The organism is Methylorubrum aminovorans (assembly GCF_022179725.1).
In the GTDB taxonomy this organism is placed as follows: Bacteria; Pseudomonadota; Alphaproteobacteria; order Rhizobiales; family Beijerinckiaceae; genus Methylobacterium; species Methylobacterium aminovorans.
This window is the reverse complement of the sequence record NZ_BPRC01000001.1, coordinates 422,463-441,531: the sequence shown is the minus strand read 5'-3', so window position 1 is coordinate 441,531 and position 19,069 is coordinate 422,463. Positions and strand designations below refer to the sequence as shown.

General features: G+C 67.0%; 23 protein-coding genes and 2 tRNA genes. 10 read left to right on the top strand and 15 right to left on the bottom strand.

Annotated elements, in window-relative coordinates; all coding sequences use genetic code 11:
• Positions 1-230: 230 nt before the first annotated feature.
• The 4 genes from MFF24_RS01880 (at position 231) to MFF24_RS01865 (ending at position 1,673) form a co-directional block, all read left to right on the top strand.
• Positions 231-491 (top strand): hypothetical protein, encoded by a 261-nt coding sequence (locus tag MFF24_RS01880; protein ID WP_238221951.1) that lies wholly within the window; start codon positions 231-233, stop codon positions 489-491.
• Positions 491-718: a hypothetical protein gene (locus tag MFF24_RS01875; RefSeq protein WP_238221949.1), complete on the top strand. Its 228-nt coding sequence runs from the start codon at positions 491-493 to the stop codon at positions 716-718. The genes MFF24_RS01880 and MFF24_RS01875 overlap by 1 nt, the downstream gene beginning before the upstream one ends.
• A 51-nt stretch (positions 719-769) precedes the next feature.
• Positions 770-1,093, top strand: a complete 324-nt coding sequence (locus MFF24_RS01870; protein WP_238221948.1) for a hypothetical protein — start codon at positions 770-772, stop codon at positions 1,091-1,093.
• Between the two features lie 256 nt (positions 1,094-1,349).
• Positions 1,350-1,673, top strand: a complete 324-nt coding sequence (locus tag MFF24_RS01865) for a hypothetical protein (protein ID WP_238221946.1) — start codon at positions 1,350-1,352, stop codon at positions 1,671-1,673.
• Between the two features lie 83 nt (positions 1,674-1,756).
• Here the strand turns inward: MFF24_RS01865 and MFF24_RS01860 are convergent.
• Positions 1,757-1,832: transfer RNA gene (locus MFF24_RS01860), tRNA-Thr, on the bottom strand.
• 142 nt (positions 1,833-1,974) lie between these two features.
• On the opposite strand from MFF24_RS01860, the gene MFF24_RS01855 reads away from it, so the two are divergent.
• From MFF24_RS01855 to MFF24_RS01845, 3 genes are all read left to right on the top strand, one after another.
• Positions 1,975-2,646, top strand: coding sequence for a Maf-like protein (locus MFF24_RS01855; RefSeq protein ID WP_238221944.1), 672 nt, complete (start codon positions 1,975-1,977; stop codon positions 2,644-2,646).
• Positions 2,628-2,846: a DNA gyrase inhibitor YacG gene (yacG, locus tag MFF24_RS01850; RefSeq protein WP_373322651.1), complete on the top strand. Its 219-nt coding sequence runs from the start codon at positions 2,628-2,630 to the stop codon at positions 2,844-2,846. Before MFF24_RS01855 ends, yacG begins: the two co-directional genes overlap by 19 nt.
• A 114-nt stretch (positions 2,847-2,960) precedes the next feature.
• Positions 2,961-3,036: transfer RNA gene (locus tag MFF24_RS01845), tRNA-Phe, on the top strand.
• A gap of 1,106 nt (positions 3,037-4,142) precedes the next feature.
• On the opposite strand, the gene MFF24_RS01840 is transcribed toward MFF24_RS01845, so the two are convergent.
• Entirely contained in the window at positions 4,143-4,478 is a 336-nt protein-coding gene (locus tag MFF24_RS01840) for a hypothetical protein (RefSeq protein ID WP_238221940.1), read from the bottom strand.
• A 551-nt stretch (positions 4,479-5,029) separates the two neighbouring features.
• Here MFF24_RS01840 and MFF24_RS01835 point away from each other — a divergent pair.
• The gene (locus MFF24_RS01835) at positions 5,030-6,820 is read left to right on the top strand and encodes an ABC transporter ATP-binding protein (RefSeq protein WP_238221938.1); all 1,791 of its coding nucleotides are present in this window, start codon (positions 5,030-5,032) and stop codon (positions 6,818-6,820) included.
• Between the two features lie 60 nt (positions 6,821-6,880).
• The gene (locus MFF24_RS01830; RefSeq protein ID WP_238221937.1) at positions 6,881-7,759 is read left to right on the top strand and encodes an aldose 1-epimerase family protein; all 879 of its coding nucleotides are present in this window, start codon (positions 6,881-6,883) and stop codon (positions 7,757-7,759) included.
• Positions 7,760-7,769: 10 nt separating this feature from the next.
• Here the strand turns inward: MFF24_RS01830 and MFF24_RS01825 are convergent, their stop codons facing one another.
• The 11 genes from MFF24_RS01825 to MFF24_RS01775 all read right to left on the bottom strand — a co-directional run bounded on the left by MFF24_RS01825 (position 7,770) and on the right by MFF24_RS01775 (position 15,443).
• Entirely contained in the window at positions 7,770-7,979 is a 210-nt protein-coding gene (locus tag MFF24_RS01825) for a TOBE domain-containing protein (protein ID WP_108940524.1), read from the bottom strand.
• An 83-nt stretch (positions 7,980-8,062) separates the two neighbouring features.
• Positions 8,063-8,437 carry a DUF2293 domain-containing protein gene (locus MFF24_RS01820; RefSeq protein WP_133088609.1) on the bottom strand — a complete coding sequence of 125 codons (375 nt, stop codon included), beginning with the start codon at positions 8,435-8,437 and terminating at the stop codon, positions 8,063-8,065.
• Between the two features lie 95 nt (positions 8,438-8,532).
• Complete coding sequence (gene rpsI / locus MFF24_RS01815; protein WP_108940522.1) at positions 8,533-9,018, bottom strand: 30S ribosomal protein S9; 486 nt, start codon at positions 9,016-9,018, stop codon at positions 8,533-8,535.
• Positions 9,019-9,020: 2 nt separating this feature from the next.
• Entirely contained in the window at positions 9,021-9,482 is a 462-nt protein-coding gene (gene rplM, locus MFF24_RS01810; protein ID WP_108940521.1) for a 50S ribosomal protein L13, read from the bottom strand.
• Positions 9,483-9,874: 392 nt separating this feature from the next.
• Positions 9,875-10,735 (bottom strand): transglutaminase-like domain-containing protein, encoded by an 861-nt coding sequence (locus tag MFF24_RS01805; protein ID WP_238221935.1) that lies wholly within the window; start codon positions 10,733-10,735, stop codon positions 9,875-9,877.
• A gap of 87 nt (positions 10,736-10,822) precedes the next feature.
• Positions 10,823-11,428, bottom strand: a complete 606-nt coding sequence (locus tag MFF24_RS01800) for a LutC/YkgG family protein (RefSeq protein WP_238221933.1) — start codon at positions 11,426-11,428, stop codon at positions 10,823-10,825.
• Positions 11,425-12,999 carry a lactate utilization protein B gene (locus tag MFF24_RS01795; protein ID WP_238221931.1) on the bottom strand — a complete coding sequence of 525 codons (1,575 nt, stop codon included), beginning with the start codon at positions 12,997-12,999 and terminating at the stop codon, positions 11,425-11,427. The genes MFF24_RS01800 and MFF24_RS01795 overlap by 4 nt, the downstream gene beginning before the upstream one ends.
• Positions 12,996-13,739, bottom strand: coding sequence for a (Fe-S)-binding protein (locus MFF24_RS01790; RefSeq protein WP_238221930.1), 744 nt, complete (start codon positions 13,737-13,739; stop codon positions 12,996-12,998). Before MFF24_RS01790 ends, MFF24_RS01795 begins: the two co-directional genes overlap by 4 nt.
• 122 nt (positions 13,740-13,861) lie before the next feature.
• A complete protein-coding gene (locus MFF24_RS01785) occupies positions 13,862-14,479 on the bottom strand; it encodes a DsbE family thiol:disulfide interchange protein (protein WP_238221928.1) in 618 nt (205 codons plus the stop codon).
• The gene (gene ccmD / locus MFF24_RS01780; protein WP_238221926.1) at positions 14,476-14,628 is read right to left on the bottom strand and encodes a heme exporter protein CcmD; all 153 of its coding nucleotides are present in this window, start codon (positions 14,626-14,628) and stop codon (positions 14,476-14,478) included. The genes MFF24_RS01785 and ccmD overlap by 4 nt, the downstream gene beginning before the upstream one ends.
• A gap of 8 nt (positions 14,629-14,636) precedes the next feature.
• The gene (locus MFF24_RS01775; RefSeq protein WP_133088616.1) at positions 14,637-15,443 is read right to left on the bottom strand and encodes a heme ABC transporter permease; all 807 of its coding nucleotides are present in this window, start codon (positions 15,441-15,443) and stop codon (positions 14,637-14,639) included.
• A 208-nt stretch (positions 15,444-15,651) separates the two neighbouring features.
• On the opposite strand from MFF24_RS01775, the gene MFF24_RS01770 reads away from it, so the two are divergent.
• On the top strand, positions 15,652-16,491 hold the full coding sequence (locus MFF24_RS01770) for a transglutaminase-like domain-containing protein (protein ID WP_238221924.1): 840 nt from the start codon (positions 15,652-15,654) through the stop codon (positions 16,489-16,491).
• On the opposite strand, the gene MFF24_RS01765 is transcribed toward MFF24_RS01770, so the two are convergent.
• On the bottom strand, positions 16,492-17,586 hold the full coding sequence (locus tag MFF24_RS01765; protein ID WP_238221922.1) for an NAD(P)/FAD-dependent oxidoreductase: 1,095 nt from the start codon (positions 17,584-17,586) through the stop codon (positions 16,492-16,494).
• A gap of 122 nt (positions 17,587-17,708) precedes the next feature.
• On the bottom strand, positions 17,709-19,037 hold the full coding sequence (locus tag MFF24_RS01760) for a hypothetical protein (protein WP_238221921.1): 1,329 nt from the start codon (positions 19,035-19,037) through the stop codon (positions 17,709-17,711).
• Positions 19,038-19,069: the final 32 nt, after the last annotated feature.

The following is a 19,069-nucleotide window of genomic DNA, read 5'->3' as shown; positions in this document are numbered from 1 at the left end:
CATCCCCTTCATCCAAAACGAATCGATTCGCGCAGGCTCATCCCGCGCGAAGATCGCGAGCATGCCGCAAACCGAACGTGCTGGCAAATCCATCCTGTTGAGAGTTACTTGCCAGTGGTTGGGAATTAGCGCACTTTGAAGGTCAGTGGCCGGCGGGTTTACTTGACACTGACGCTCTATTGCTGTGGATTGTTTTAGAGCCTGGGGCGGGGTCGTGCTATGATCGCCCCATGATCGAACGCACCGTTTTCCGGCACCGCCGGTTCAATCGCAAAATCCCCGTCCTCAAGCTGACCATCTTCGCGGAGGGTGAGCCGGGCGCAGAGATGCGGGCATGGCTCGCCGAGAACACACCGAGCGCCGTCATCGACAAGCGCTGCGTGCGGGTGTCGCCGCAGTGGATGTTCTTCTACCGGCGGTTCGAAGGGCAGGTGGTGGTGAAGTTCACCAGCGAGGCGGACGCCACGGCATTCGATCGGAGGTTCGGGTGATGTTCGAAGCGATCCCCTGGGGAATGCTCCTCTCGATCGTGATGCTCGTCTTCTCGGGCTACTGCTTCGGCTTCAACCACGCCAAAGGTCCGCGCCACAGCCCACTGCTGTGGAAGTTCGTCCCGCCGAACGACCCCCTGTTTCATCACGGTCGGAGGCTCCTGATGTTCATGAGCGTCGGCATCGCCTTCTTCGGAGCGGTCTTCCTCTTGCTCGGCGTTCACTGAGCCGCGTGATGGCCGCGCGCAAAAACTGTTTCGCAGCGTGAGGGGGTGAGGATGAAGCTCGAACTTGAAACCAAAACCACCTACTCGGCCCGGCTTGGACATTTCTACCTGAGCGAGCGTCCTTCTGAAGACGATCCACAGATTGCAGCCCTCGAAGGCATGCTCAAATTGTTTGACCCGCCGTTTCCGGGGGGATCGACCGACTATCGGGAGGTTTGGCGCGAAGCGATTGTGTGGGTGAAGGAGAACCTACCGGACACCCGGATTTGCGTCGTTCCTGAACTCGATAGAAGGGGTGAGCGCCGCGCCTTCGACATCATCGCGACGTTCGCCAGCGAGACCGACGCTGTGGCTTTCAAGACACGGTGGGGATGAGGATGGTGTCGCGGATCAAAACGCTTTGGATCGCCGATCTCCGATCGCCCCCGGTACAGCGCCCTGTGAGGGGCGGCGGTTTGTCGCACAGGGACACCCCGGACCTTCGCTTCGGTGGGGCGGTCTTTGGGCCGGACACCCGCGAGATGCTGAAGTGGGTCTTGGAGAACGTGCCGGACGCGGAGATCAGCGCGGACCTTCAGGTCACCTTCCGCCGAGAGACCGACGCGGTGGCCTTCAGGACGCGGTGGGAGTGATGGCCGGGAAGACCCACGAACTCCTTTGGATGCCGGCCAACCCCGATCCGAGGCCCCACACCACCGACAGCTATGAATTGATTTGCGCGTTCGGTCGCCCACATGCGCCGCCGCTCTGGCGCGGCGCGCGCGAAGGGTCGGAGACGATGCTGGGAAGCCGATCGGGCATGCGGGAGGTCGTACCCTTCCGCCGGGAGCCGGGATCGATTTGGGCGTGGCTCATCGAGAACGGAATGTCGCCGGTCTACAGCGGGCCGGGCCGGCTGTGGCTCTGCATGCTCGACGAAACCGAAGCAGCGGCGTTCAAGCTGCGCTTCTTCTGACGGGGTGATTCGCTGCGCTGGGGGTGACTGAAAGGGGTGTCTAAATGACCCCGAACCGCCCGTAAGTCATTGATTTTGTTGAATGGTGCCGCAAGAGGGATTCGAACCCCCGACCCCCTCATTACGAATGAGGTGCTCTACCAGCTGAGCTATTGCGGCGTCGCATCCGGCTTGACGCGTCGAAGCCTGACGGAACGTGCCGGGTCTTAGACGGCTGCCTGACCGTTGGCAAGCCTCGGAGCGTGTCAGTCAGCCGACATCGCGTTGCGGTGGCGGCGGGCTTGTGCGTAAGACCACGCGGATGAACGAGCTTCTCACCACCGACGCCTTGAAGCCCCAGATTCCCGGCAGCCTGGGCCGGCCGCCCCTCGTGCTGGCCTCGGCCTCGCCGCGTCGGCTCGCTCTGCTGCAACAGGTCGGCATCGAACCCGACGCGCTTTTGCCGGCCGATATCGATGAGACGCCGCGCAAGTCCGAATCGCCGCGCGATCTGGCTCGCCGTCTCGCCCGCGAAAAGCTGGAGGCGGCGGGCGCTGCAGCGCGGCGCCGAGACGACTTGCGGGAGGCCTATCTCGTCTCCGCCGACACTGTGGTCGCCGTGGGCCGCCGCGTTCTGCCCAAGGCCGAGTTGCTCGACGAGGCGGCCGACTGCCTGCGCTTGCTCTCGGGACGGGCGCACCGCGTCTTTACTGCCGTCTGTATCCTTTCGCCGAAGGATCGCCGCCGCGAACGGATGGTCGAGACCCGCGTGCGCTTCAAGCGCCTGTCGAACCGCGAGATCGAGGGTTATCTCTCCTCCGGAGAGTGGCGCGGAAAGGCCGGTGGCTATGCCATCCAGGGCCTTGCCGCCGCCTTCGTCGTGAAGCTCGTCGGATCGCACAGCGCGGTGGTCGGACTGCCGCTCTACGAGACGATGAGCTTGCTTGAGGGCGAGGGATTCCCGGTGCGCGGAGCCTGGGGAGCTGCATCGTGAAGCAGGCGGCGAAGAAGGGCCTCGCACCGTGTCCGATCTGCGGCAAGCCGGCAAAAACCGAGACCAAGCCATTCTGCTCACCGCGTTGTGCCGACATCGACCTCGGCCGCTGGCTCGGCGAGCGCTACGTCATCCCCGGTCCGGAGGACGAGGAGACGCTCCGATCACCCCGCTCGGATGAGGAGGATCGCTTCCACTGACGCGAAACCGGTGTTCGGCAAAAAAGCTTCGCCTCTCGCCTATGAGAGGCTGGACAGGCTTCAAGCCCTTCACTATACCCCCGCCAGCCGACGACGCAGCGCGACGCGGCGGTTGCCCAGGTAGCTCAGTTGGTAGAGCATGCGACTGAAAATCGCAGTGTCGGCGGTTCGACTCCGTCCCTGGGCACCATTCATCTGAAGAGCCTTTGTGCCTCAGACATCCAATCAATCAACGTTTCTTAATAGATTGATCTGGTTACGCGACTTGTCTTGCTAATCGCTCGACGGGGCCGAGACGGACTGTTCGCCGGCCCAGGCTGCCTCTGGTTTGTCAGAGGGTTTTGCGCTTCGCCGTTATGCGTTTCCGCTTCGGCTTGCGAGCGCCACCCGAGCCGGCCTCAGCATCTCCTTGAGCGCGGCCGGTTGCTGCAGTGGAGCGGCATTCGTCGCCTGAGCCATCCACCCGTTGACCGACGATAGCCAGAGACCAAGGGCAAGGCTCTTCATGAGGTCTGGCTTAAGAGTGCCTCCCAAAACTCCCGGTCACCGACCGCACCCGATCTGGCGACGACAGCGCAGGGGGTGTTTTGTGAGAGACACTAAGCCGCCAAGGTCGTGAAGAAGCCCGTTCTCGACCGTCCTCGCGTTGCAGGGCGGACGCTATTCACCCAGCACGGCGAGGCTCCAAGTTCGACCGCCCCTACTCCCTCGCTGCAATCGTAGAATCCCTCTGGCGCGGGGATCACTTATGGTCGATCCGGTTTTTGCTGCGGGTCATAGCAGCGAGGCGTTTTGAACGCGCTTAGCTGATACGGATCACACTATTCAGCGCAACGCTGCCGCAACGCGCGCAGATTCGAACGAGACTGCTCAGCTCAAGCGCTCAGGATCATCACCATTCGAAAAACGAGTCGAGACGCGGCATCAGGCAGATGAGCGTTCCTGCGGCGCCGACAACACCTGCCACCATCACAATTGCCGCCACAGCCGGGCCTCCGCGTCATCAGTTCGCAGCGATAACGTGGGAAAGGCTTGGCGGGTTTCAAACGATCGTTCGGCGCCGGGAACCGGTCTGTGGATCACCACTTCAGGTACCGATCGGCGCTCGGACGCGCTGCGAGTGTAATGGCGATCGCGCCGAGGGCGCCAATCAGCATGATGGCGGCAGCGAGGATCATGAGCGTTGCTCCGCAGCGGAGGTCGAGGACTGTCCTGAAACCAACGAGCGAAAACTGTGGCCTGTGCCGTGCGGCAGATTGGCCGCTACAAGACGGCCGTTACATCGTTCTTCGACCTTCAGCTATCTTGTCCGACCCCGAGACCGCGTAGGATGTCGCCGATCGGATCGATCCGGGCGGCCTTCTGCGGTTGCGTCGTCGTCGCCTGAGCCGGAGCACTCGTCTCGGCGGCGGTCTCGACAGCCGTTGCCGGACGGGCTCGGGTGGCGACCTTGGCGGCACGGTGGCGCCGAACTGCCTGAACCCTTTGCGCGGCGTCCACCTTCACGAAGTCGCCGGCTGCCAGGAGGGCCGCCGTCTCAGCCGATAGCAGGGTGAAACTCGCGGGCCGCGGCGACGGCACAACGTCGGCTTCGCTCCGGCTCTCCACCGCCACATCCGTCACGGCTGCCAAGCTCGTCCTATGCCGCGGCGGATCAGTCCATCCGTCGTCGCTTTCGGAAACGACATCGACGGCAACACGCGGCGCGCGCGACGCACCCGAATTCTGCTCTGCGATGAGCGGAGAAGTCGCAACGAGGCCGATTACCATCACGGCGGCAGTGGCGAAGACGGATCTATAGTGTTCCATACTTGCAGAACGTACCGCCAAGGTTCCGGTTCCGCAGCTCGATGCTGTTGTCGAGGCCGATGCTGGGCTCCCCGCCTCGCCTGACCGTCGCCGCTCGCATCGGCAGGATACGGCCTCGGTTCGATCAACTCAGTGGTGTCATTTCGGGTTCTATCGCGGATCGCCGCGACGCCGCCATGTATCCGCTTGACGCCTCCCGCGCCCGCCGTGCTACAGACCGAGCCCGTGACAGACGAGCCGAAGGGTGCGTTTTTCATCAACCACTTAAGCGGCGCTCCGACCGATAACAGCGCGGAGCGCTTGATGCGTGTTCGACCTTTACCGCGGGTTCTCCCTCACTCTCGAACGCGCCCCTCTGACGCCCCGGTGACCGTTTGAGGACCCTCCTCGATCTCCTACGGGTGATGCGACGGCGCGATCGACGGCGGCTCGCATGGCTCGGGCTGGGCCTCGGGCTCGCCGCCCTCCTCGAAGTGGTCGGCGTCGCTTCGGTGCTGCCCTTTCTCACCCTGGTCGGCGATCCCGGCGCGGCGGCGCGGATTCCTTCGCTCGCCGCCCTGCGTGATACCCTCGGCCTCGGCGACGACCGCGCCTTCCTGTTGGCCACGGGGTTCGCCGCGCTCGCCGCGATCCTGCTCACCAGCGCGGTGAACGCCGCCTTCGCCTATGCTCAGCTCCTGTTCGCACACCTGATCGGATACGACTTCGCGCGGCGCCTGCTCGCCCGCTACGTCGATCGCGAGCGGCTGTTCTTCACCCATGCCAACAGCGCCGAACTCGCCAAGAACGTGCTGAGCGAGACCGACCGGCTCGTCGTGGGCGTGCTCACCCCGGCCATGGTGATCGCCTCGCGCGGCGCCTCGGCGCTGGCTGTGGTGATCTTCCTCATCGCCTACCAGCCGCGACTCGCGCTGATCCTGGGCGGCGGCTTCGGCGGACTCTACGTCGCGATCTACCTCGTGATGCGGGCGCGGCTTGCCCGGCTCGGCACGCGGGCGGTGGCGGGCAACGAGGGGCGCTACCGCGTGGTGCAGGAGACCTTCGGAGCGCTGACCGAACTCAAGCTCTATGGCCGCGCGGAGACATTCACCGCCGGCTTCGATGCCCCCGCCCGCTCCTACGCCCACGCCCTCGCCTCCAGTCTGGTGACCGGGCAGTTGCCGCGCTTCGTCATCGAATCGCTCGCCTTCGGCGGCGTCATCGCCGTGGTTCTGTTCGCGCTGACGCAGGGCATCGACACGGCGGGGATGCTGCCGCTGCTCGGCCTGTTCGCCTTCGCCGGCTACCGCATGCTGCCGGCCTTCCAGAACATCTTCACCTCCGTCTCGCAGTTGCGCTTCCACCTGCCCGGCGTGCGCCTGATCGTCGATGCATTGGCGGGCGAGCGCGAACGCCCTGCCCGCACGACGCAACGGCTGCCGTTCACACAGACGATCCACCTGGACGGCGTCACGTTCGATTACGAACCCGGCCGCCCGACCCTGCGCGGCATCGACCTGACGATCCCGGCCCACACCACAATCGGCTTCGTCGGCCGCACCGGCTCGGGAAAATCGACGCTGGTGGGCCTGATCCTCGGCATCCTCACGCCGACCCAAGGGCGTATCCTCATCGACGGACGGCCGCTCGACGCGGACAGTCTTCCGGCTTGGCAGAATCGGATCGGCTACGTGCCGCAGGACGTGTTCCTGATCGACGGCAGCATCGCGCAGAACATCGCCCTCGGCATCGCGCCGGAGAAACTCGATCGGATGGCTGTGGAACGCGCCGCGCGACTCGCCGGTGCGCACGACTTCATCGCCGCCCTCGGCAACGGCTACGACACCGGCGTCGGCGAGCGCGGTGCGCGGCTCAGCGGCGGTCAGCGCCAGCGCATCGGCATCGCCCGCGCGCTCTATCACGACCCCGACGTCATCGTGTTCGACGAGGCGACGAGCGCGCTCGACGGCGAGACCGAGGCGGCGGTGATGGAAGCACTCGGTGCGCTCGGCGGAACGCGCACCATCATCATGATCGCCCACCGCCTGACCTCGCTGCGCCGGGCCGACACGGTCCATGTCGTCGAGGATGGGCGGATCGTCGCCTCCGGGCCGCCCTCGCAGGTCATCGCGGACCCGGCCGCGTCTCCGCCGCCGGACCGCGCCGTCGCGGTGCCGGATCGGTAGCGGGTCCGCTTCGACCCGGCTATCGCTTCCAGTGAAGAAGCGCCACGGGGGACAGCGTCGATGGACGAGACGGTCGAAATTCGGGCCGAGGACGGCAGCACGGCGCGGATCGCGCTCCGGGGGGCGGAGCCGATCTCCTGGCAGGTCGAGGGCCACGAATACCTCTGGAACGGCGATCTGGAGCACTGGAACCGAAGCGCGCCGTGGCTTTTCCCCGTGGTGGGCGCCTCCGCCGGGGGCGAGGTCCAGGTGGATGGCCGACGCTACCCCATGGCCCAGCACGGCTTCGCCCGCGACCTCCCCTTCACTGTCGTCGGCCAGAGCGAAAACTCGGTCTCCCTCAGCCTGAGCGACGACGAGGCGACGCGGGCGCATTTCCCCTTCCCGTTCCGGCTGACCATCGAGGCCCGCATCGCCCCCAGGGCGCTCGATTTCAGGATCTGCGTCGAGAATCCGGGCGAAACGCCTTTGCCCTACGCCCTCGGCTTCCACCCCGCCTTTCCTTGGCCCTTCGCGGATGGCGAGCGCCGCGCCGGCGGCGGCTACGCGGTTCTGTTCGAAGAGGCCGAGCGGCCGTTCGTGCCCGAGGTCGGCGCGGGCGGGCTGCTGGTGCGCAGCGAGCGTGCGCTGCCCCTCGATGGGGCGCGGCTCGACCTCGACCCGGAGCTGTTCACCGAGGCGCTGGTCTTCCTGAACGCGCGCAGCCGTTCGATGCGGTTCGAGGCGCCGAATGGCCAAGCCATCGCCATGCGGATGGACGACTTTCCCCATCTCGCGGTCTGGACAAAGCCGACGGCGCCGTTCCTGTCGCTGGAAGCCTGGACCGGCCATGCTGACTGGGCAGGTTTCGACGGCGAGCTGGCGGAGCGCGATTCGCAGCGCCTGATGGCGCCGGGCGCAACCGCCCGGCACGGGATCGCCCTGGCGATCGACGGGTGAACCTGAACACTCAGTCGACGGCGATGATGACGTCGGAGCTCTTGATCACGGCGTAAGCCTCGCCGCCGACCTTGAGCCCGAGCGCATCGACCGAGTCATTGGTGATGGCCGAGGTGACGACCTGGCCGCTGGCGATCTCGATCTTCACATGCGCCGTAGTCGAGCCCTTCTCGACCGAGACGACCTTGCCCTTGAGGACGTTGCGCGCGCTGAGCTTCATGGAAGGCCTTTCTTCGAGTGCGAGGATGGCCCTCCCTGCCCCAGGGTCGGCAAGCGGGCAAGCGGCGACGGCCGGCTTACCCCTCACTCTTCGGGGAGCTCGTCCTCGCCGACCTCGGCCTCTTCGGAGACGCGGCGGCGGCAGCCCCACTCGGCCAGCATCGCGTTCATGTCGTCGAGCACGAAGTGGCGGGCGCTGTCACGGTCGTAGCCCTCGTCGAGCAGATCGTCATACTCGGTGAAGGCGTGACGGGCGAATGCGGTGAGCGCTAGCCAAGCCGCATTCTCCGGCACGGCGCCGCGCAGGCCGGGACTCCGAAGCGCCCGGTCCACCACCGTTTCCGCCTCGAAGTCCGGCAGGCGCGGGGCGAGCCGGGCCAGCGCCTGCGTCACCAGGGTGCGCCGATCCGAGATCGCAGTAGCCTCCGCCGGACGGTCCGGGCTCCCTCCCCTCTTCATGCGACAGCCTCGCCTCGATGCGGGATAACGGCAGGACACGAAAAAGGGCGGAGCCTCGCGGCCCCGCCCTCCAAAATCGTCGCCGACGAAACGCCTTAGCGCTTCGAGAACTGGAAGCTGCGGCGGGCCTTCTTGCGGCCGTACTTCTTGCGCTCCACGACGCGCGGGTCGCGGGTGAGGAAGCCCTCGCGCTTGAGCGGCGAGCGCAGCTCCGGCTCGTAGTAGGTCAGGGCCTTGGACAGGCCGTGGCGCACGGCGCCGGCCTGACCGGAAAGACCGCCGCCCTTCACCGTGACAGTGATGTCGTACTGGTCGACGCGGCCGACGATCTCCAGCGGCTGGCGCAGGATCATGCGCAGCACCGGACGGGCGAAGTAGGTCTCGACCGGACGGCCGTTGACCACGACGGTGCCGTTGCCGGGCTTGATCCAGACACGGGCGACCGCGTCCTTGCGCTTGCCGGTGGCGTAGGCACGGCCCTGGGCATCCAGCTTCTGGACGTGGACGGGCGCCTCGTTCTCGGGGTTGCTCGTCTGGGTGTTCGCCCGATTGAGATCGGCGAGGGACTGAAGGGTCGCCATGATCAAGCGCTCACGTTCTTACGGTTGAGGGAGCCGACGTCGAGCGCCTGCGGCTGCTGGGCCTCGTGGGGATGCGCGGCGCCCTTGTAGACGCGCAGGTTGCCGAGGATCTGCCGGAAGAGCGGGCCGCGGGGCAGCATGCGCTCGACAGCCTTCTCGACCACGCGCTCGGGGAACCGGCCCTCGAGGATGAACTTGGCCGAGCGCTCCTTGATGCCGCCCGGATAGCCCGTGTGGTGGTAGTAGACCTTCTGGTCGTACTTGCGGCCGGTGAACTTCACCTTGTCCGCATTGATAACGATGACGTTGTCGCCGCAATCGACGTGGGGCGTATAGGCGGCCTTGTGCTTGCCGCGCAGGCGCATCGCCACGATCGAAGCGAGACGGCCCACCACGAGGCCCTCGGCGTCGATCACGACCCACTTCTTGTCGACGTCGGCGGGCTTCAGCGAAGTGGTCTTCATGGCCGATTCCCGTGCCGGTGACGTTTGAAACAAGGCGCCGCCGCGTCGGGTGAGGACGCAGCGGCGTGCGGGAGGGTCACTACGGAGGATTTGCGGCGGCGTCAAGGCGCGATCCCAGCTTGGAACGCAGAAAACCGTAATGAAACGAAGGCGCTTGGCCTTACGGTATTTTGATACCACATACCTCGGGTGGTGTCGCGCATCATCTGTGCGGCCTCCCGGCATCGGGGTGAGAACAAGAAAAACCCGCCGCGGATGGGACCGGGCGGGTTGAGTTGGAGATTCGTCCGGATAACCCGAACATCAAGACAGACGGACGATCCTGCCGGTTAATCCGTCGTCGATGCAAAAAATTTCATTTTTCTGCCTCGACCATCGATTGCGAAGCGTGATCACACAGCGCCGGCATGCGGGACCGGCGCCTCGGTCGAGATGGCATCGACCGTCCGCTGTGCCGGCTCCGGGCCGCCATCGGCCCGGTCGATGCGGATTTCCATGCCGGTCGGCTCCATCACACCGAAGGGCGTCGAGAACGCGATCTCGGCGGCATCCCGGCCGACACCGATTCTGACCAGCCCGTCGAGATGGGCTTGGCGCGTCGCATCGAACAGCCACCAGCGCCCGTCGAGATAGGCCTCGAACACAGCGTGGAAGTCGCGCGGTACGAGACCGTAGGCGTAGCAGCTCACGAAGCGCGCCGGGATGCCGAGCGCCCGGCAGAAGGCGGTTCCGAGGTGGGCGAAGTCGCGGCAGACGCCCGCCCGCTGGAGCAGCGTCTCATCGGCGGTCGTCTCGGCATCGCTCGCGCCGCGCTGGTACGCGATGTGGTCGTGGATCCAGTTGCAGATCGCGTTGACCCGCTCGTGCCCCTTCGGGAGCGCGCCGAACTCGGCCTGAGCGAAAGGCGTCAGCCGATCGGAGGAGACGAAGCGGCTCGGCAGAAGGAAGGGCAGGATATCGAGGGGCAGTTCGTAGACCGGCGTCTCGCCGATGGCGGCCGGGTCGGCGCGGGTGACGCTGAGTGCGACCTCGGCATTGTAGTCGAGGGAGAACGGCCCTGGCTGCACGTTCACGCCGAGATAGCGGTTCTTCTGATCGGGATGGACGTAAACCCGGTGCGTGAGATCGGGCGACAGTGTCAGGCTCTCGCTGACGATGTCGAGGCTTTGCAGATGCGCGACCTCGACATTGAAGATGAAGGTCGTTGGGCTCTTCACCGCGTAGGCGAGGCTGCAGCCGAGCTTGAAGCGCACGGTCGATCTCCGAAGATTTGCGGGGCGCGGCCTCGCTTGAACGAGGCATTTGGCCGCAAACGCGCGGACGGTCCGTGGGCTCCGCTCTCAGGCTGCCTGTTTTTTGCGCTGCAACAGCAGAACCGTGAGCGAGCGGACGCCCTGGGCCCCGTGGATCAGCACGCCCTCGATGTCGGCAGTGGCCGACGGCCCGGTATGAAGCACGGCGTAGGCTGCCTGGGCGAAGTCGGGTCGCTTGTAGGCGGCCTGGATGTTCACGACGATATCGTCGGGGTCGAGCAGCACGATCAGGTGCTGGGCAAGGTAGGCGACCGAATTCACGATCAGGTCGTCTTGCGTGAACAGCACCGAACCGGTCTCGGCCACGCCGAAGCGGGCGCGCACCACCGCGACGTCCACATCGGCCAGATCACCCGGCTTGCGGACGGCGGCGAGATCGCGGTTTCCGGCGAATTCCGGCACGGCGGAGGCGATCACCCGCGCCCCATCGAAGCGCGACCGCACCGTCGCGAAGGGATCGGAGGCGGGGCCGGCCCGCTCGACGCGGCCGCCCATCTTGCCCAGGCGCTCGGTGAACTCGGCCACGTAGTCATCACCCACGAGCGGCACGAAGGTCGGAACCTTGGGAAGCGGGAAGTCGCCGGCCGGGCGGTTAGTCCGCAGCCGGGCGAGGATCGCGTCGCGGGCGCTCACGCGTCGCTCCCCTTCTTCATGCGGTTCTGCCGGTACCACGCGTGGAAGCTCTGACGCGGGGCGTGCGGCATCTCGCGCTTCTTCCCCCAGGTGTTGGCTGGATTGTAAACGGCGAAGCGCGGCAGCACGCGGAGCGCCGAGTCGGCGGTCTGAATCGCGGCGCGGTAGGCCGCCGGTCGGCTGAGAACCGCGCCAGCCGCCTTCATCATGCCTTGCTTCAGGAGCGGGATCTGGTGCTCTTCGGCCAGCACCTTGCGCCACGCGAAGATCTGCTCGTGGATGTTGATCTTCACCGGGCAGACGTTGGTGCAGGAGCCGTTCATGGTCGAGGAGAACGGCAGGGTCGAGTATTTCCGCTTGTTGAAGGTCGGGTCGATGATGAGCCCGATCGGGCCGGAATAGGTCGCGCCGTAGGAGAGCCCGCCGGACCGCCGGTAGACCGGGCAGGTGTTCATGCAGGCGCCGCAGCGGATGCATTTGAGCGAGGTCCAGAATTCCTCCATCGCCAGCCGCTCGGAGCGGCCGTTATCGACCAGCACCATGTGCATCTCGGTGCCCGCCCGCGGCCCGCGGAAATGCGAGGTGTACTGGGTGATCGGCGAGCCCAGCGCCGAGCGCGACAGCAGACGGATGAAGACGCCGAGATGCTCGACACGGGGAATCAGCTTTTCGATGCCGATGGAGTGGATCTGCAGAGGCGGCACGTTGCCGGACAGGTCGGCATTGCCCTCGTTGGTACAGGTGACGACGGTGCCGGTCTCGGCGATGGCGAAATTGCAGCCGGTGAGTCCGGCATCCGCCTTGAGGATCAGCGGGCGGGTGGTCTCGCGCTGACTCTCGGCAAGGTAGTGGGCGTCGTCGTTGTCCGGATCGGTCCCGAGCGTTCGGGCGAAGACATCGGCAACGTCGAGGCGGGTCTTGTGGACCGCCGGCATCACCACGTGACTCGGCTCCTCGTCGTCGAGTTGCTGGATGCGCTCGCCGAGATCGGTCTCGATCACGTCGATGTCGTGGGCGGCCATGAAGTGGCGGAAGCCGCACTCCTCGGTCAGCATCGACTTCGACTTCACCAGCGACTTGGCGCCGTGTTTTTTCAGGATGTCGAGGACGATGCGGTTATGGGCCGCCCCGTCTTCGGCCCAGTGGACGTGGACACCGTTGGCCTTCGCCGCCGCTTCGAACTGCTCGAGATAGTGGTCGAGGTGGGTCAGGGTATGCGTCTTGATCTGCGAGGCGAGCTCGCGCAGCTCCTCCCATTCCGGGATGCCATGGGCGGCGACATCGCGCTTGCGGCGCACGTCCCACAGCCGCTCGTCATGGGCCTTCTGGTGGAGCGGCGCGGCGAGGAAGCGCTCGGCGGCCTCCGCCTGATCGATCGGCTTGTTGCCGCGGACCTTGGCGCCGCGGGGCTGCGGCTCGCGCGGCGCGTCGGCGCGGATCGGTTTCGAGGCGGCTTCCGCGTGCTGGAGGCGCTCGCCGCCGGGGCCGCGCTCGCTCTCGTCGGAGGGCGCGCGCACCTCGCGGTGGAGCACGTCCTCGGTCTGGCGGGGAGTCAGGTCGTCGGTGCTCATGCGGCGGCTCCGTTCAGCACCTGGGCGATGTGGATGTATTTCAGCGGCACGCCGAGGCGCTCGGCGCAGCCCTTCTGATGCATCAGGCAGGAGGAATCGGCCGAAACGACGTATTCGGCGCCGGCCCGCGCCTGATCCGTCACCTTGTCGTAGCCCATCTTCGCCGAGACGGCCGGCTCGAACACCGAGAAAGTGCCGCCGAAACCGCAGCACTCGTCGGGCCGGGTCAGGTCGACGACCTCCAGGCCCTTCACCTTCTTCAACAGGTTGAGGGGTTTCGAGAAGAACGGGCGGTTGAGCTCGGTCGGTCGGGCATGGCCGATGCCACGCAGCGCGTTGCAGTTCGAGTGGTAGGCGACCTTGTGCGGAAACGCCGCCCAGGGCAGCTCCTCAATCATCAGGACGTCGTGCAGGAATTCGACGAGCTCGAAGGTCTTGGCGCGCACCGCCTTGACCTCGTCGGTCTGCGGGATCGCGGTGAGGTGCTCGCGCACCTGATGCACGCAGGAGCCGGACGGGGCGACGACGTAGTCGAAGCCCGAGAAGTTCTTGACGAACAGCGCCTCGGTCGCGGCAGCCTCCTGATGGCAGCCGGTATTCGTCATCGGTTGGCCGCAGCAGGTCTGATCGTAGGGATACTCGACGGTAAGGCCGAAGCGCTCCAGCAACTCCAGCGTGGCGATGCCGACCTCCGGCTCGAAGGCATCGACGTAGCAGGGGACGAATAGCCCGATCCGCATGGCGCTCTTTGATCGCGGTTTCAGCCGATTGCCCGACTTATGCACCTTGGAACGGTTTCAAGCCGGCACAGGCTGCATACGCCCGCGATCTCAGGTTTCCAAGCGCTCCCCGGTCGCGGCGGTCAGTTCGTCACGGGCGCGGTCCGGCCGGCGGCGCGAATGCGGCCGAGCACGCTGGCATAGTTCTCCGGCGTCACGATGCCGACGAGCTTGTCGCGGATCACCCCGTCGGGCCCGATGATGAAGGTCTCCGGCACGCCGTAGACGCCGAGATCGATGCCGGCGCGACCGTTCGTGTCGGCGCCGACCGCCGCGAACGGCAGGCCGTTGCGCTCCAGCCAGCGCCGGCCCGCGTCGCCCGGATCCTTGTAGTCGATGCCGACGAGGCGGATGCCGGGCTCCTGCGCCAGCCGCATCAGCATCGGATGCTCGACCTGGCAGGGCGCGCACCACGAGGCGAAGACGTTGAGGACAGTGACCTGCCCCTTCAGGTCCGCGCTCGACAGGCCGGGCACCGGCTTCCCGTCGGCCTGAAGTCCGCTCACCGGCGGGAGTGCGAAGGCGGGCACCGGCTTGCCGATCAGAGCCGAAGGCAGCGCGGCAGGATCGGCACCCGAGCGCAGCCGCACGAAGAAGGCGACCGCCAGCACGGCGAAGACGAGAACCGGCAGCAGCACGAGGAGCGAGCGCCGGGGACGTTCGCCGCCGGGCGGCACCGTTCCGGAAGCCTGGGAGCTCACGGGCGGCCTCCCTGGTCGTCCTGTAGCTCGGCGAGCGCGCGGCGTTGCGCCCGCCCGTCCCGCCAGCCGTTGAGGATCATGCCACCGAGCACCAGGGCGGCGAAGCCGTAGGAGCCGGCGATGAAGGGGGCATAGGGTCCGAGATCCATGGCTCTGCTCAGATCGCCTGTCCGACGGGAAGGGACGCGGCCGTGCGGGTGACCGGGACGGCGCCCTCGGCACCGGCATCAAGCCGCTCGGCCTGCCGGATCAGCAGCGTCCGCACCCGGCGGCGGTAGATCTCCGTGCGCATCGCCTGAAGGTGCAGGGTGACGCCGAGAAGGGTCATCGCCAGCACCATCTCAAGCAGCGGATAGAGCATGGAAGAATCGATCGACGAACCGCCCATGCGCAGAATCGAGGCCGGCTGGTGCAGGGTGGACCACCAGTTCACCGAGAACTTGATGATCGGCAGGTTCACCGCGCCGACCAGCGTCAGGATCGAGACGGCGCGGGCCGCCCGGCTCGGATCCTCGATCGTCCGCCACAGGGCGATGATGCCGCAATAGATCAGGAACAGCACCAGCATCGAGGTCAGGCGCGCGTCCCAGACCCAGTAGGTGCCCCACATCGGCTTGCCCCAGAGCGAACCGGTGACGAGGCAGATCAGGGTGAAGGCCGCACCGATCGGGGCTGCGGCGCGTTGCGAAACGTCGGCGAGCGGATGGCGCCAGACCAGTGTGCCGATCGCCGAGAGCGTCATCGCTGCGTAGAAGCCCATTCCGAGGATCGCGGCGGGGACGTGCACGTACATGATCCGCACCGTGTCGCCCTGCTGGTAGTCGGGCGGCACGACGAAGAAGGTCAGATAGAGCCCGAAGGCGACGAGCGCGGCCGAGGCGGCGGCGAGCCACGGCATGGCCAGGCCCGACCAGCGCAGGAAGTGGCCCGGATGGGCGAGGCGGTTCCAGAGAGCGGTCCACATGGCCGCTTCCATACCGCCGAGTGCGCTGCAGCAGCAATGCGCGTCAACGTCCCGGCAGGTCTCTCCCCTGCGGATGACGCGCAAGTCGACGCAGTGCGGAACATTTGGGCAGCGCACAGACGGAACGGCTCGCAATATCGAAGCTTACCAGATAGTCCCGCGCGAAATCTACATTTCGGGATGAAAAGACCACGTTGTAGGCCGTCCCATGCTGATCAAGACCGGATACGACATCACTTTCGAGACGGACGCCGCGACGCCGATGTCGCTGCTGCTGAGCGTCCACCCCTCGCGTCAGGGCGACCTGCGCAGCCCGGAAACGATTCGCTTCGATCCGCCGATCCCGCAGCGGCAGACGCTGGACGCGTTCGGCAACGTCTGCACCCGCATCGTCGCGCCGGCCGGGCGCCTCTCGATTTCCGCGGATTTCCTCGTGGCCGATTCGGGCCTGCCCGATACGATCGCGCCCGAGGCCGCCCAGGTGCCGGTGGAAGTCCTGCCGGACGAGGTGATGCTCTACCTGATGGCGAGCCGCTACTGCGACACGGATAAGCTGGGCGAGATTGCGTGGCCGCTCTTCGGCGAGACGCCGGAAGGCTGGGCGCGGGTCCAGGCCATCGTCGATTACGTGCACACGCGCATCCGCTTCGATTACCAGCAAGCGGACGCCACCCGTTCGGCCTTCGACGGCTACCAACAGCAAGTCGGCGTCTGCCGCGATTTCGCGCATCTCGCCATCGCGTTCTGCCGCTGCATGAACATTCCGGCGCGCTACTGCACCGGCTATCTCGGCGATATCGGCGTGCCGCCGGTGCCCGATCCGATGGATTTCTCCGCGTGGTTCGAGGTCTATCTCGGTGGGCGCTGGTACACCTTCGATGCCCGCCACAATACGCCGCGGATCGGCCGGATCGTCATGGCGCGCGGGCGCGACGCAACGGATTGCGCCATATCGACCAGCTTCGGCACGGCGCGGCTGATCACCTTCGCGGTTCACACCGACGCGGTGGCAGACGGGACAACCGCTGACTTAATGCAGGCTGCGTAATCACGCCATCAGCTGACCGGCCACCGCCTCGGCCAGCGAGAGCGAGGAGGTCAGGCCCGGACTCTCGATCCCGAAGAGCTGGACCAGCCCCGGCAACCCGTGCTCGGGCGGGCCGTCGATGCGGAAATCCGCTGCCGTGTCGCCGGGGCCGCTGAGTTTCGGGCGGATGCCGGCATAGTCCGGCGTTAAACGCCCGTCTGGCAGGCTCGGCCAGTAGCGCCGGATCGCCGCCTCGAAGCCTCCGGCGCGTGCCGGATCGACGGTGTAGTCCGGCTCGTCCACCCACTCGACATCGGGACCGAACCGCATGCGGCCGGCAAGGTCCAGGGTCAGGTGGATGCCCAGCCCGCCCTCCACCGGCGCCGGGTAGATCAGCCGCGTGAAGGCCGGCTTGCCGCCGCACCCGAAATAGCTGCCCTTGGCCAGCACCTGACGGGGCACGCGGGTTGGCACCGAACCCTCGATCCGTCGAGCAAGAGCTTGAGCGCCGAGGCCGGCGGCGTTGACGAGACCGTCGACCTGCAGTGCGCCCGGCGCCGCGCCGCCAAAGCGGATATGCCATCGCCCCTCCCGCCGCTCGGCCGATTCGATCGGGGTGCGCAGGGCCAGCACGCCGCCGGCATCTTCGAGATCGCCGAGGAGGGCGAGCATCAGAGCATGGCTGTCGACGATTCCGGTCGCGGGCGAATGGAGCGCGGCGACGCAGGAAAGGGCCGGCTCCAGGGCAACGGCTTCGGCACGGTTGAGCAGCCGAAGGCCCTCGACCCCGTTCTCGGTGCCGCGCGAAGCAATCGTTTCGAGCGTCGGGCGCTCCGCCTCGCGCGTGGCCACGATGAGCTTGCCGCAGAGCCGGTAGGGCACGCCGTGACTCTCGCAGAAGCCGACGAGGCGGTGGCGCCCCTCAACGCAGTGGCGGGCACGAAGAGAGCCCGGCGGATAGTACATCCCGCCGTGGATCACCTCCGAACTGCGGGCGGACACGCCCGTACCGATCGCCTCGGCTGCTTCGGCGAGGATGACCGAGGCGCCGCGGAGCGCAAGAGCTCGCGCGACCGCGAGCCCGACCACCCCCGCTCCGACGACCAGCGCCTCCATGCCTCGCCTGCCTCACACCCCCACGACGCAGACCGATCCACCGCGACTGCGAGGCTCCGGCAGCATCCGGAGAGACGGGCCGGCCCGATCGCTCGCCAATCGTTCGGACGAACTTGCCGGCCTCAGTTCTTACTGTCGAGCGGGCGCCCGAGGAGTCGAGCGAACTCCGCCTCGATCTCCTCCACCGAGAACGGGTTTTGCCCCCCAGTGGTCGGCTCCGCGCTTTCGGATTTCGGCTCGGTCTTCGACGGCTCGGGTCTCACAGGTTCAGGCCTGAGGGGCTCGGGCTTGGAAGACTCGGGTGTCAAAGACACGGGCTTGGCCGGTTCGGGTCTGGCCGGTTCAGACTTCGCCGGTACAGACTTGACCGTTTCGGGTCTCGGCGGCGCCACGAATTGCGGCGGCGCGACGGGTTTGGCGGGGGCCGCCGGCTCTGGCTCGGGCCGAGGTTCCGGCCTCAACTCGGCCTGTGGCGACCGCGCCGCCGGTGCCGGTCGCGGCTCGGCCGGATCAGGCGGCGGCACGACGGGGGCCGGTGGCGCCGATCGGACGGGCTCGGGCGGTCGGGGCGTCGCCATGGCGGCCATCGCGGCCGCCACGGGATCGGGTTCGGACGGTGCCGGCTCGGCCGGCTTCGAGGCCGTCGGTGTTTCGCCCGCACCGGCGGGCGGCGGTGTCACGGCGGACGAGGGACGCTTCAGCGCAACCTGGAGCTGGCGTGCCATGTCGGAGAGAACGGCCGGATCGACCGCTCTCGGTTCCCGGCTCGCCATCACCGGTGCGGGCTCGGATACGGGTTCCGGCGCCGCCTCGGCGTCCGACCGGGGGCTGCGTTGGGAGGCGGGCTCCGGGCGCGGGCTGACCACGGGCGGCGCCGTGCGCCGCATCAGGCGGCTCACCGGCGTCACGGGCCGGGGAGGCATGTCGGCGGGCGAGATTTCGGGCTCGAACAGATCGGGATCGAGGGGCGGTGCCCGGTCGGTCGCGGGCGGCGCGCCGGGAACGGCGGGCGGCACCACCTCCGGCATGGCGAAGGTCGGGGGCATCGGCGAGTCGAGGAACGGATCGGTGCGCGGGGGCTCCAGCCCGCCCGGTTCGGCGGCGCCGATCTCGCCCGCGCGCCCAGAGCCCTCCGCGGCGTAGCGGCTCCCCGCTCCGCGCTGAATATGACGCTCGACCACGACGTCGTTGGGGCCGCCGACGAGCAGCAGGTGCTCCACATTGTCCCGTCGCAGCAAAATGAGCTGCCGCTGCCGGTCGAGTTCGTAGATGTCGACGATGCCGAGCCGCGGCTGGCGCCCACGCCCACCCGCCCCCGCCGAGAGGGTGAGGCCGCGTCCGGAGAGCCGCATGAACAGCAGCGCCGCGATCAGGAACAGCACCAGGATGACGAGAAAAATCACCAGGAACTGCAGGGCGTAGGAGCCCTCGGAACTGAAGAACGCTTGCAAGACCTGCGTCTTTCGTAGTCGGGGCTCCGGTG